This window comes from Kiloniella sp. EL199 (assembly GCF_900313065.1).
Taxonomy (GTDB): Bacteria; Pseudomonadota; Alphaproteobacteria; order Kiloniellales; family Kiloniellaceae; genus Kiloniella.
In genome coordinates this window covers 831,417-844,967 of record NZ_OMPU01000010.1, presented here as the reverse complement: position 1 = coordinate 844,967, position 13,551 = coordinate 831,417, and the positions used below count along the sequence as shown (strand labels likewise).

Below are 13,551 nucleotides of genomic sequence, written 5' to 3'. Positions count from 1 at the left end.
AATTAGATCATGGATCAATTGTGCCCCCCCAGTTCGTAACAATCTGATTCAAATTTCAGACAGATATAGACATCAACCAACAACCATAGGGTAAACAAATACCAATCATAGAAAATATTTATAATTACAGAATCATTTAATCAATCCTGATAGGTCAATACTTATTACCTTACTTAAATACTCAGATATGAAATGTATAAGTATTTATACCTATTCTAAATCTGCCTTTATTTTAAATATTCATTAACAATTATGTCATACTATTGTATGCAAATTAATACCAGAGATAGAATAAGGTATAAAAAATGACCAGCGACAGAATGAGTGATCAAAACGTAAATCAAGGTACAGAAGCGAATATCATCAATCCTGTGCAAGAAACATCAACTGGCAACAACATCTTTACAAACATGAAAGTTGGAATGAAAATAGGTTTGGGTTCAGTTCTTACCTTATTTCTTCTCGCTGTTGTTGGTTTCATTTCTTATTATGGCACTTCTCAGGCCGAGAAAAACTTTTCCGAATATCGTTCATATGCCTTGCAAACCAACCAAATGGGGCGTATTCAGGCAAATCTTCTTACAGCACGATTGTTTGCCAAGGATTACATAAAGACAAACAAAGATTCTTCCGCCGAGAAGGTTTCACAACGCATTCAAACAACTGTTGATCTCATAGAAAAGTCAGGTGGCTTGTTCAATCGTCCAGAAGCTATCAAGCTAATGGAGCAAGCTGAAAAAGACATGCTTACTTATCAAAGCTCTTTTCAGGAAGTAAGAGAATTTGTGAACAAACGAAATAAGAACGTGGACACAATGAATACCATTGGGCCACTTTCTGAAAAAAGCCTGACACGTATCATGGAAAGTGCTTATAAAGACGGGGATGCTTCAGCCAGTTATATGGCGGGAATAACATTAAGACATTTATTATTAGCCAGACTTTATGCAACCCGGTATCTCGTTGATAATACAGATGCCAGTGCAGAGCGTTCTATTACAGAATTGACAAGCTTTAATACTACAGCTGATAGAATGCTTCAAGAGCTTCAGAACCCAACACGCAGGAAGCTCGCCCAAGAAGTAAAAGATCTTGCAAGTCAATATCTCGCCACTTTTAAAGATACCATACAAATCATAAGCGGCAGAAATGCTGTTATCACAGGTACTCTTGATGTAATAGGCCCAGCACTTGCCAAAGAGACAGAGGATCTGAAGCTGCAAAACAAAGCACTCCAGGATGAACTTGGTCCACGTGCTGTAAAGTCCATGGAAGACACTGTAATGATTACCGTGGTTATTTCTGTGAGTGCGATTATTGTTGGCATAATTCTTTCGTTCTTCACAGGGCGTATGATCTCTGGCCCCGTTATCAAAATGACTTCTGCAATGAATAATCTTGCAGATGGTGATCTTGATACGGAGATTCCGGCCATTGGCCAGAAAGACGAAGTAGGTGATATGGCTCAGGCTGTTCAGATCTTTAAAGATAACGCAATTGCGGTGAAAAAAATGGAAGCAGAAAAGCAAGAGCAAGAACAGCGTCTGGAAGAAGAAAATAAACGCCGTACCGAAGAAATGGCCGATAAGTTTGAAAGCAGCGTGGGGGCCATTATCGGCACAGTATCTTCTGCAGCAACAGAGTTGCAACACACAGCTCAATCAATGTCTTCAACAGCCGAAGAAACCAACACACAATCGAACACCGTTCGTTCTGCTTCAGAAGACGCCTCTTCCAATGTACAAACTGTTGCTGCAGCAACTGAAGAACTTTCGGCCTCTATTGGAGAAATCAATCGCCAAATAGAAGAATCAACAACAATTGCCCTGAAAGCAGTTAAAGACGCTGATGCGGCTAACGAAGATGTAAAAGGCCTTTCTGATGCCGCACAAAAAATTGGGCAAGTTGTCAGTTTGATTTCTGATATCGCAGAGCAGACAAACTTACTTGCCTTAAATGCCACAATCGAAGCGGCAAGAGCTGGTGAAGCAGGAAAAGGTTTTGCGGTTGTTGCCAGTGAGGTTAAATCTCTTGCAAATCAAACTGCAAAAGCAACAGAAGACATTTCTGCACAAGTTACTCAAATGCAAAGCGCAACTGATGGCACTGTTCGATCAATTGAGGGAATTACCGATATTATCAAAAATATCAGTACAAACTCAACGTCAATTTCTGCGGCCATTGACCAACAAACAAGTGCGACACAGGAAATATCTAGAAATGTCCAGGAAGCAGCTGTAGGTACTCAACAAGTTTCGTCCAATATAACAAGTGTACAACAAGCCGCAGAACAGACTGGCGCTTCCTCAAACGAAGTACTAGAGGCAGCTGGTGAACTGTCAAAACAGTCCGAAACACTCAGAACTGAAGTTGATAATTTCATTCAAGGACTAAGAGCCTCATAAATAAAATAAAGAAAAGGAGAAACAGGCTAAATTCTAAATACAAATTTAGCCTGTTTTTTTTGAATAGATCTTCTAAATAGTTTTATTCGGCTGGTTCAACTTCCCCGCCAGCCTCAACCCAGTCTTTAATCCCGCCAAGATTACGAACGTTCTCATACCCCATATCTATCAACACTTTTCCGCTGAGCGCTGAACGTCCACCAGACGCACAATAGAGGACAATCATTTTTTCGCGCGCCAATTCTTTTTGGTGCATCGGCGTTGTGGGGTCTGCCTTAAATTCCAACATACCACGGGAAATATTAATTGCCCCGGGAACAACGCCTGTTGCTTCCAGCTCCTGGGCATCCCTGACATCAATAACAACCACGTTGCTTTGCCCCAATACTTCCATTAACCCGGCGGGACTGATTGTTGGCACTTCGGCCTTGGCTTTTGCCACAATCTCCACTACGGACTTAATCATAACCGAATTCTCCTTTTAATCCTCTCTATGCAAGAACAATTCATCCAGTTTACACGATGGTCAAAAAACAATTACGTGAAAAACTTATGTCAGATTTTAAACTCAGAAAACTAAATTTTCGTTATTTCTTATTTACATTCTTTACCACCGGGCAAAATATTCCAACTCATTGCAACCGGACTTTAAGGGAAATGCTCATGGAATTACCTGCCTGAAACATGAAACAGATATTTGTAACTAATGAAAGTCAGCCTTTAGATTGGTAAACTCACCAATCTTTCTCTCTTTAAGTATCAGGCCTTCGCACTCTTGATCAAGCGCACTGTATTCCTGAGCAAAGATTTTCTTGAATTCGTGAAAATCTTCCTCAGTATTCCAATAATCAACAGTCAGATAGCGTTGAGGATCAGATTGATCCTGAACCAACTCTGTTCTGATGTAGCCGGCTCCCATCATGAATAGCTGTACCCAGTCACCTTCGGCACCGTAGAAATCCTCAAAATGGTTATTCGCGCCTTCTTTGACGATAAATTCCCAAATATAGCAATATGAATGCTCGGGCATGACAAGCCCCCTTCACCGGAAATAGTGTCTATACCTTAAAAATATTCAGGTAAAATCTTGGCCAGATTATCACGAATGCGATCCCTCAACGGTTGATAAAAGCTTTCGCGCTTAAAGATTTCTCCTGTCACGCGTTCAAAAAGGTTGATATATTTTTCGCTGAAGATTTCCAGGGTCTCATCTGGTATATCGGGAATATCCTCTTTATAAGGGTCACAACGCTGGCTAACCCACAAGCGCAGAAATTCCTTGTCCAAACTTTCAGGCTCAAGCCCCTTATCCATTCGTTCTTGATAACTTTCGGCAATCCAGTAACGACTTGAATCCGGAGTATGGATTTCATCAGCTAAAGTAATGCGGCCTTCATGGTCAACGCCAAACTCATACTTTGTATCAACCAGAACAAGCCCGTTTTTCGCAGCAACTTCACGCCCACGTGCAAAAAGAGCCAGAGACAATCGCGCAAGTTCTTCCCAAACATCTTTGGATAGAACGCCTTGATCAACAATTTGAGCCGCAGTAATCGGCGCATCATGATCACCCTGAGCAGCCTTTGTTGTGGGTGTGATAATAGTCTCGGGAAGTTTCTGGTTCTTTTTAAGGCCTTCCGGGAAATCGTGACCGTAAAGCTTGCGTTCCCCTCGTTGATACATTGGCCAAATTGATGTCTCGGTCGATCCCGTCATATAATCGCGAACCACCATTTCAATCGGCAACATTTCAAGGTTACGCCCAATAACAACATTGGGATCTGGAAAGCTGATCACGTGGTTCGGGCAAATATCCTCTGTTTTCTCAAACCAAAAGCGGGCCGTCTGGTTCAAAACCTGTCCTTTGTGGGGCACAGCAGCCAGAATACGGTCAAACGCGGACTGCCGGTCTGTCGCAATCATAATACGACGCCCATCAGGAAGATCATACGCATCCCGAACTTTGCCTTGGTAATGCTTCGGAAGCTCAGGGTATGTGGCATCAGTAAGTCTGTTTTTTAGCGCCTGCTGAAAGTCCTGATTTTTATCGCCCATCTCGATGATTCCCTACAACATAATTCTTGTACAGAGTGGCCCGTCTAGCATCAGTCACCCCTAAATGATCAGGCTTAGATATCACCCCTGTTGTCTAATCACAAGATCTTGTATCGCCCGTTAACAAACAGAGTTTTCAACCTACTCTGTTTGTATTTATTAGGGCATAGCCGTAATCGCTACTAGGCTTTATACACAGGATACTGTTTCCAGCGCCTCTCTCCATAACCTTTTAAGTACTTCTCTCACTTGGGCTAATTGCCAGATTTATTACGGGCAAGAGAATAATATAAAAATTTATATTGAATATTGTATACAATTTAGGTTATATAATTTTTCAGTACTTTAACAAGCGGTAAGTTAATACCTGAAAGTTTCCAGCTAATGTTAAACAGGAATCGCTGTTCTTTCGGATAAAACGGACTACCATCTTACAAGCCTTTGAAATCATTACAGGAATAAAATCATGTGGAAAGGCGTTATCCCGGCCGTCACGACCAAGTTTGATCAGAATGATAATCTTGACCATGCAGAAATGAAACGCTGCTTTGATTATCAAATGGATGCAGGTTGTGATGGTCTGATCGTCGCAGGTTCTCTTGGTGAAGGCTCTATGCTTTCCAAAGAAGAGAAACTTGCTGTTCTAAAAACGGCAAAAGAATCCACTGGTGACAAACCAGTAATAATGACAATCAATGAAGCGGCAACACGTGATGCCTGTGCAATGGCACAAGCTTCCCAAGAAGCTGGTGCAGACGGCATTATGCTTGTACCCAGCCCGATCTATCACACAGATCCGCGTGAAACAGTTGCTAGTATGCGTAAAGTTGCCGAAGCAAGCGATCTTCCCATCATGATTTATTCCAATCGTGTTGCTTACCGTGTTGATGTAACACCAGAAATCATGGAAGAAATTGCAGACGAAAAACGTTTTGTCGCAATCAAAGAAAGTTCTGATGACATTCGCCGTACTACTGAAATCATCAACAAATTTGGGGATCGTTTTGATATATTCACAGGCGTTGACAACCTTGGGTACGAAGCCCTGAGCGTTGGTGCCATCGGCTGGGTTGCCGGCCTCGTAGTTGCTTTCCCGAAAGAAACTGTTGCGATCTATCGTCTGATGCAAGCTGGACGTAACCAGGAAGCACTTGAAATTTATCGCTGGTTCCGTCCCCTACTTGACCTTGATGTCTCTACTTATCTCGTTCAGAACATCAAACTGGCAGAACAGATTGAAATTGGCTCTAATGATCGTTGTCGTATGCCGCGTATGCCATTAACTGGTGCACAGCGCGAAAAAACAGAAAAAATTATCCGTGACACGATTGCGTGCCGTCCAGAGCTTCCGACTATCTAGTTTTTTGTCGCCAAGGGTAAAATTTCCAGACGAGCCAGCTGTCTTGTCTGGAAATTTTTGATGGAATATAGCCTTTGCCATCAAGACATTATTTCCTATGGGAAAATTGCTAAACGAATTCCATATAAGATTTAACCAGAGCTTTGGAATTCACTCTTCTCTAACTGTGTTTGCCAATTTTTTCACCAAAACTCCAAACCGATAAAAACATCATTTATGAGAGTCAGATAACAAAACATTCAAACAACCTGACTTCTCATTTTAACGTCCCACTGACGCCCCCTGAATTCCTGATCAGGATTATCTGAACCTGAAAGACGCGATAAAGCTCCGAAAATAAACTTGACCTCTCCTTCCTGATCAACCATTGGCAGATGTATTGCCTCAATAAGCATTGTCTGTTGTGGTGTCGAAAGAATTTCTTCCTGAGAAACGTAGGCAACACGTTTTATTGCTGCCTCTTCATAGCTGGCAAGAATATCTGCCGCATTTTCCCCAAAAGTGCTTTCATCAACATACTTATCGGTAAAATGCTGCCCGAGAGAATAGTTAATATAGGTACCTTGCAAACGCACCAGAGCCGCAAAAGGATCGTATTCGAGCTCCATCAGAAAAACATGAGGTAAAAACTCTCGTGGAATTTCCATAGGGGCCAGCGCTGACTTAAGAGGCAGCCCCCTACACCGTGGTAGCGATTGCCAATAGTCATACACCCCTTTTACTGGTGCTGTCAGGCTATCCAGATCAGTGGTCAAATCAGTGGGCGGTTCCACGATCAATATCCGTAGTCGCTTTGTTAAACCTTCAATGTGTCGCAATATTCTTAAATATATGATAACCCATAAATTATAATTCAACCATAAGAAACTAAATGAACAAAACTCGGGATATGCATCTAAAGAAAGAAGAAATCACAGGAGTTTACTTCGCAACAACAGTATTCTGTCTGAAGCCAGCAAATCGGTAATTAAGTAACAAGGAAAGATCAGGCGATCTTGTTTACCGCTTTGACATCCCAGCGACGTCCTCTGAATTCATGATCGTGATTTGTGGAACCGGAAACCCGCGATAAAGCACCCAGAAAATAATTAACCTGCCCCGTTTCATCTACCATGGGAAGGTGAATAGCCTCGATGACCATCGTTTGCCCTGATATTGCATGAACTTCTTCATGAGATACGTAGCCAACGCGCTTGATCGCCGCTTCTTCATAACCGGCCAGAATAGTTGTTGCACTTTCGCCGAATGTACTTTCATCAATGTACTGATTTGTGAAGTACTCACCAAGAGAATGGTTTATATAGGTGCCCTGCAGGCGGATCAAAGCAGCAAAAGGATTATATTCCAGTTGGACCAAGAAAACATAAGGCAGGTATTCCAAAGGCATATCGACTGGATCTAACGAAGATTTCAAGGGCAATCCCTGAAGTTTAGGTAATGCTTCCCAATATTCATATATAGCTCTGACCGGAGTTGCCAAGCTATCAAAATCAGCGTATTGCCCCACCCTAAAACCCCATTGAAACTGTACGAAACAGAAAGAACTTAGGACAATATACGCAAATACAAGATATACGGAAAGTCATATTTCAACTATAGAAAGTATTTCTTGATCTCAAGAAAAAGATCAAGCCTTGAAGAAAACAGCTGCCTAAATTATATTCTGTAAAATCGTTTTACGTATACCATCTCTCCGTTGTTCATCAACTGAAAGATTTTGCTTTTCCTCTCCTGCAAGCGTTTTGTCACCTTGTTCGTTACCGAGATTCAAATTTGCCTGCAATTGATTTTTATCGCCATTTTCAAGATCAGTTTCACTTGCAGGTGTAAAGTTTTCTGACACCGAATTTTTAACATTCTCGTCAATGAGCTTGGCTATTTTCTCTTCTATCTTTTTACGATCTTCTGGTGACATGTTTTTAAGATCATCTTCGGTCAGGCCAAGAGATCTTAATACTTGAGCACGCATACGCTCACCCGGCGTTTGCCCAATAATATCCTTGAATGCCGCAACAGACTTGTCATGTTCACTTTGATCACCTTCTAACGGGGTCAAGTATTTGCTAACATCTGCATTCGGCACATTAGACGCAATCTGTTGAGCATAAAAAAGCGTTTGAGAAGTCTGTGCACCAGCCAGCGTAACAGCCCCGGTCATTTCAACAACCGGATCTTTTTTACCAGTTGTGATATCTCTATAGGAAGAAGTAACATTTTTTGCCGCGTTCTCATTTGACGAGTAGGCAGTTTTTGCCAGATTGTAATCTCTTGCAGCCTGAACTTTTGTTAGCTTCAATTGCTCTTCGACCAAATTAACCCTACGGTTTGCCTCGATCACGGCGTTTGTCCTGCTTAGCAGCATTGCCCTTATCCATTTATATGAATAGAAAACACGTACAACTAATCAAGCAATTTATATGCCATACTTATACTGACATTCGTTCATATGGTCATCTATTCAGAATAGCTTAATCGAAATAATGGATTTGAATGGTCAAAGATATCTGATTATTTCAATCAAGACGTCCATAAAAAGTCATACGCGCCGCTTCTGAAAGAGCAATTCCCGGTTTCGAATTATAAGCAAGTACGACCAGCATGCGGGTTCTTCCTCCTTCAACCGGGGCAACCCGATGAATAGCATTGCGACCTCGAAAAAGAATAAGAGCACCAGCACTCATTGAAAGCCGGTTAACAGGGGTTTCACCATCGAGTACTTTTCCAACATCTTCAAAGTTCATCTCGCCGCGATCAGCGTCGCGGAAATCACTTACATATTCAAAAGCACCACCAGCTTCGGGTTCTTGTATCATCAAGGTCGTTGCAAAAGATGAATTGTCAAAATGCCACCCCAGTTCCTGGCCTGTTCGCGTATAATGCAAGTTAATCGACGATAATGGATCAGCGTATTGATGTAAGGCTTCTTCCTTTAAAACAGTACACAAAAACTTCTTAAAATCAGTGTCATGATAAAGCGTCTGCAAAGGTGAATTTTGGGGGATTTGATCATCAGTAATACACCCCTTAGAGGAAGCCACCAGACGATTTCTGGGGTGGCTATTACTAAATTCAGGGTCTTGAGGACTAAGGTAAACAGTATGTTTTTGCGCACAGAAATAGGCCTGTCCCTCATATTTTTCACCTTCTGCTTTTATCAATGCAACAACTTCTGGCAATAAAAATCCTTCGAGAACCAGAGCCCCGTTCTGATCAAGTTTGGTCTGGCAAGATTGCATGAAATCCGTATCTGATATCGGGTGCTTTTTTAAATCAACAATGCTTGTCAAGCTCATCATCTGGTTCCCTCATGTTACGTTATTTCTGCAGCCTATCTCGCTTTATTAATCTGAAAAACATTGTATTATTTTAAAATAAAGAAAGAAAAATATGGTTAAATATACAATCAAACAGTGTCATTACTTCGCAGTTGTTGCCGAACAAGGCGGTATAGCACAGGCAGCACGAGTCTTGAATATTTCTCAGCCAGCAATCGCACAGGCCATTGACAAGCTAGAAGATATCACAGGACTCCGGCTTTTCGACAGGCATCATGCAAAAGGTATGTCCCTGACCATCGCGGGACGGAGCTTCCTTCTGGAAGTTCATGACCTCCTCAAACATGTTCAGACCATCGACAAAAGCACCAAAAATATTGCCTCTGATTTACAAGGCACGATCAGACTTGGGTGTTTTCAGTCCATAGCTCCGTTCCATATGGCAAGACTGGCCAGGAATTATGTAAAATTAATGCCAAAAATTCTGATTGATGCCGAAGAACATTTGCAAGAGCAGCTTGTTCACAAATTATTAGATGAACAACTCGATCTAGCCATTCTTTACAACCTTGATTTGGATCCCTCTGAGTTGTCATGGCAAGTTTTGGACACCCCTACCCCCTATATTCTCTTGCCTGAAAATCATTCGCTTGCCGGGCACAGGTCATTGAGGTTGCAAGACCTTGCTGACGAACCATACGTACTGTTCGATGCTCCAGGTAGCCGGGAATACTTCTATACTATTTTTGCAACACATAAAATTAACCCCCAAATTGCTTTTCGCTCGACCTCATTGGAATCAGTACGTAGTGCTGTCGGTCATGGTTTGGGATTTTCAATTCTCACAATGCGTCCACACTCTCCCCAAACCTATGATGGTCATCTGGTCGTGCCCGTAAATATAGAAGGAAACATCCAGCCAACCCAAATAGTAATTGCCCATAAGCTAGCGATCACCATCCCGGATATTCTCTTAAACTTTATTGATTTCTGCCAAAGCGAGTTCAAATTAGGCACAACAAAATCTATGTAACGCACGAAAAAACAATACTCTTGATTGTACTCCTTTCATTCATTATGGATAGTCATAAGCAATACAAAAAACGTCCCGTAACAAGGTCGATTTCATTAACGGAACAATCATGACTAAAACTCAGCAACATACCTCATTGTTAACCGTAATCCTTCTTACTGCTGGTATAATTGGCAATACATCTCTTTCCTATGCAAAAGAACTTTCCCCGGCAGAGTGTCCAGTTCAAATAAGTGAACAATTTATAGAAGACAAATCACTACAATCTTGTGAAAAACATACATCCAGCAATAACAGAAGCCATTATTACATCACCACTTGGGCTTCAAAAACCCAAGCACGCTTCAGTAGTATTTTTTATCAACCCCTCAGAGGATTTCGCTATTGGGCAGACAGACCAGAAATACAAAAAGAAGATGTAAAAAAATGGGAGATTTTCGAGAAAATCAAACTTGATGATATTGTTGAAATACCCTGTACAAACCATACATGCTTTTCTTTCCTCGTGCCTGAAAATTCTGCAGAATGCCTGTGGTTTGACAGAGACCTTGAAAGAACAGGTCGTTTGTCAGGCGAAGGAAATGAAAATGGCGTTTTAAGGGGATTTCTATGCCGCTCAAGTAAAGATCACCTTTATACAACAGATGAAGCAATGAAATATCTAACGTCAATTTCTGCAAAATGATTCTTTCTGAGTGAGAATACATCTATATCTTTAGTGATCTTGAGATCTTCTCACTCTCTTTCTTGTACACGAAAGAGGATGGCAAGTTTTCGTGCTAAACTAAAAAAAACTGTTCAAATATCAAAGCCTTGAACTCAGAAGTTTAATACCGGCAAAGGCAAAAAAACTTCCTAACGCAAACTGGATGGTGCGGCGTGCCTTTCCATAAAGACGTACCATCACGGGTGTTGAAAACCAGATAGCATAGAGTAAATGAATAATCGCAGATAACAGAGATGTACCAATAACGATTGTCAAGCCAACCCAAACTGGTGCTCCTTCCGTTAAACCAATAGAGATAATGGCTATCCAGGCAAGGGCAGCTTTCGGATTTGTCATTTGAATAATCAAACCACGCAAAAAATAGCTACGCTCTTCTCCATCTAAAACCCTAACCGCGAGATCAGATTTCTGACGTGCAGCTTTAAACGATTTATAAGCAAGCCACAGTAAATAAAGCCCGCCACCAATCTTGATAATACTCAAAGCAATTGCATAGGTAGATAACAGTGCTGATAAACCTAACACAGTCAATGTCGCCCAGCAAAAAGACCCTACGGAAACACCAAGTGCCAACGCCATACCAGATTTACGACCAGCTTTCATGGATGTGCCAATAACGGCCAATATGTTAGGGCCAGGGCTGGCGATGGAAATAAGAAAGGCTGAATAAGCAAGAAGAATACCCGTTAAATACATTGAAATGCCGTCCATAATACTCCCTTTCAGATACTACAGCTTCTATAAACAGAAGTATCTACAAACAATAAAAATAAGAGTATGTCATAGATTTTTGAAACAATGCTTCGTTTATGAACGAACTGTTTATTTTAACATCGTACAGCAATTGATCATGAAGTAACTGGCTTTTCAGCAATTCTTTGCGCAGGGAAAATCACTGTTGCGATGGTCCCTCGCCCCGGCTCACTTTCCAGTTTGAATTCCCCACCATGATTAGCAACCAGCGCCTTTACAATGGGTAAACCCAGTCCTGTACCATCATGATTACGTGTCATGCTGCCCGCGACCTGTCCAAAAGCCTCTTGAACACGATCAATATATTCTTTTGAAATGCCAATTCCGGTATCTTCAACACAAATAATAAAGCCTTTGGGATCACATTCCAGGCGAACAAAAACCTTTCCACCAGGATCCGTAAACTTAATAGCATTGGTTAGAAGATTCAGTAAAATCTGCTTGAACTGCCGACTGTCCAATGATGCGTACAAATCAGTTGTTTTATTTTCGGTAACGATCTTTATCTTACCTGATTCAGCACGATCTTTGACAAGGAAAAGAACAGTTTCAATTGTCTGCTCAACCAGAATAACTTCTTCATCAAGCTCCAGCTCTCCGGCCTCGATCCGGGAAATATCAAGAATATCATTAATCAGTTGCAGCAAAAACTTGCCTGATTTCTGTATATCGACCACGTACTCTGTATTCTTCTGACTACCCAGCGAACCAAAAACCTCATGTTCAAGCGTTTCAGAAAATCCAATAATCGAATTAAGAGGGGTTCGTAATTCATGGCTCATATTGGCTAAAAATTCAGACTTGGCCCGGCTGGCCATTTCCGCGCGATCTTTTTCAAGGATGAGTTCCTTGGTTCGTTCAGCGACACGAGTTTCCAGGTTTCTGTTTACATCTTGCAAAGTACGCGCAGAAATATCGCGTTGGATACTGACCATTACCGCAGAACGTAATGTCAGAAAGACAATTATCAACAAGCCCAGGGCGACGCTTCCCAAAACAAACGTCGAGAGCAAGATAAGCCGATCAATTTCCGCCATTCGATCCGTAACATCATAATAAACTTCAAAGGCACCCCGAAAATGCTTTTGATCGTTACTTCGCATCAGGGGAACGTACGTCTCCACAACATCTTGAGGAACAACTTCACGATCTAAACTAAGCTTATTTTTACGAACCAGTTTGGTATAGACCTGCCCTTTAGCAACGATATCATGAAAATAATCATGCTTATTTACGCCCCCGATATCCTTCTGATCAGTGGAAAAAACAGTTGTACCATCGGGTGCGAACAGCTTGAACTTGATAAGTCCTAAACCAAGCGCGAAAGATAGTGCATCATCTTGCATATCTTTTGTTAGGGAAACGGCCGAAAGATCTGCATCATTCTGTATTATGAGGTCTTCTGCCAGATGGTTCGCAACGCGCACGGCTTCTTCTTCCGTGTGCTGGATAACAAAATTGGAAAAGAGCGGCAAAACAATGAAATAATCCGCCAAAGGAAAGGTAACAGCGATTAAAAGAGATACAATAAATATCCCGCGTAGATACCCCGTCCTGAAGACAGTTTTGATCTGTGATCGTAAGTTTTTATATTTCTTTTTGTCACCAGACTGACTTTCGTAAGTCTCCGCACTTTCTTCTGCCAATAAGCTTTTCTCCGATTTTTACTCTTGCCCCCTCGAGAAAACTCAGAACACACTCTCTAAATCATATAGGCTAATGACTTTAAAAATGGTGAAGAAAATCACACCTTTTCATCTCATCAACAATCATAGCATTTACAAACTTCAATTCGATCTGACGCTGTTGCCTTTTCACCAAAGTGAATTGGTAACAGCACATTTCTTATAAAAAAGTGGGTTACCCATTTTGAAGGTAGTACTGGCCAACTACAGTTAACAAAAAGGGGGAGATTTCTCTCTCCCCCCCAGCAAAACAAGCTA

At 41.5% G+C, this 13,551-nt stretch carries 13 protein-coding genes; 4 read left to right on the top strand and 9 right to left on the bottom strand.

The window, feature by feature from the left end:
- The first annotated feature begins 305 nt into the window (after nt 1-305).
- On the top strand, nt 306-2,405 hold the full coding sequence (locus D9A03_RS12530; protein WP_120497513.1) for a methyl-accepting chemotaxis protein: 2,100 nt from the start codon (nt 306-308) through the stop codon (nt 2,403-2,405).
- An 82-nt stretch (nt 2,406-2,487) separates the two neighbouring features.
- On the opposite strand, the gene D9A03_RS12525 is transcribed toward D9A03_RS12530, so the two are convergent.
- From D9A03_RS12525 to D9A03_RS12515, 3 genes are all read right to left on the bottom strand, one after another.
- Nucleotides 2,488-2,871, bottom strand: coding sequence for a rhodanese-like domain-containing protein (locus D9A03_RS12525; RefSeq protein ID WP_120497512.1), 384 nt, complete (start codon nt 2,869-2,871; stop codon nt 2,488-2,490).
- Between the two features lie 237 nt (nt 2,872-3,108).
- Nucleotides 3,109-3,435, bottom strand: a complete 327-nt coding sequence (locus tag D9A03_RS12520; RefSeq protein WP_120497511.1) for an antibiotic biosynthesis monooxygenase — start codon at nt 3,433-3,435, stop codon at nt 3,109-3,111.
- 35 nt (nt 3,436-3,470) lie between these two features.
- Entirely contained in the window at nt 3,471-4,460 is a 990-nt protein-coding gene (locus D9A03_RS12515; protein ID WP_120497510.1) for a phosphoribosylaminoimidazolesuccinocarboxamide synthase, read from the bottom strand.
- Nucleotides 4,461-4,926: 466 nt separating this feature from the next.
- Between D9A03_RS12515 and D9A03_RS12510 the strand changes: the two genes are divergently transcribed.
- Nucleotides 4,927-5,820 (top strand): dihydrodipicolinate synthase family protein, encoded by an 894-nt coding sequence (locus tag D9A03_RS12510; protein WP_120497509.1) that lies wholly within the window; start codon nt 4,927-4,929, stop codon nt 5,818-5,820.
- Between the two features lie 239 nt (nt 5,821-6,059).
- Here the strand turns inward: D9A03_RS12510 and D9A03_RS12505 are convergent, their stop codons facing one another.
- The 4 genes from D9A03_RS12505 to D9A03_RS12490 all read right to left on the bottom strand — a co-directional run bounded on the left by D9A03_RS12505 (nt 6,060) and on the right by D9A03_RS12490 (nt 9,113).
- Entirely contained in the window at nt 6,060-6,593 is a 534-nt protein-coding gene (locus D9A03_RS12505; protein ID WP_162938135.1) for a PAS domain-containing protein, read from the bottom strand.
- A 212-nt stretch (nt 6,594-6,805) separates the two neighbouring features.
- Entirely contained in the window at nt 6,806-7,327 is a 522-nt protein-coding gene (locus tag D9A03_RS12500) for a PAS domain-containing protein (RefSeq protein WP_162938134.1), read from the bottom strand.
- A 144-nt stretch (nt 7,328-7,471) separates the two neighbouring features.
- Nucleotides 7,472-8,182 carry a hypothetical protein gene (locus D9A03_RS12495; RefSeq protein WP_162938133.1) on the bottom strand — a complete coding sequence of 237 codons (711 nt, stop codon included), beginning with the start codon at nt 8,180-8,182 and terminating at the stop codon, nt 7,472-7,474.
- Nucleotides 8,183-8,333: 151 nt separating this feature from the next.
- Nucleotides 8,334-9,113 (bottom strand): phytanoyl-CoA dioxygenase family protein, encoded by a 780-nt coding sequence (locus D9A03_RS12490; RefSeq protein WP_254055037.1) that lies wholly within the window; start codon nt 9,111-9,113, stop codon nt 8,334-8,336.
- Between the two features lie 94 nt (nt 9,114-9,207).
- On the opposite strand from D9A03_RS12490, the gene D9A03_RS12485 reads away from it, so the two are divergent.
- Together D9A03_RS12485 and D9A03_RS12480 are read left to right on the top strand one after the other, a co-directional pair.
- The gene (locus D9A03_RS12485) at nt 9,208-10,128 is read left to right on the top strand and encodes a LysR family transcriptional regulator (RefSeq protein WP_120497505.1); all 921 of its coding nucleotides are present in this window, start codon (nt 9,208-9,210) and stop codon (nt 10,126-10,128) included.
- Nucleotides 10,129-10,237: 109 nt separating this feature from the next.
- Nucleotides 10,238-10,813, top strand: a complete 576-nt coding sequence (locus D9A03_RS12480; RefSeq protein ID WP_120497504.1) for a hypothetical protein — start codon at nt 10,238-10,240, stop codon at nt 10,811-10,813.
- 120 nt (nt 10,814-10,933) lie between these two features.
- Here the strand turns inward: D9A03_RS12480 and D9A03_RS12475 are convergent, their stop codons facing one another.
- Nucleotides 10,934-11,566: a LysE family translocator gene (locus D9A03_RS12475; RefSeq protein WP_120497503.1), complete on the bottom strand. Its 633-nt coding sequence runs from the start codon at nt 11,564-11,566 to the stop codon at nt 10,934-10,936.
- A gap of 137 nt (nt 11,567-11,703) precedes the next feature.
- A complete protein-coding gene (locus tag D9A03_RS12470; protein ID WP_120497502.1) occupies nt 11,704-13,254 on the bottom strand; it encodes a HAMP domain-containing sensor histidine kinase in 1,551 nt (516 codons plus the stop codon).
- Nucleotides 13,255-13,551: the final 297 nt, after the last annotated feature.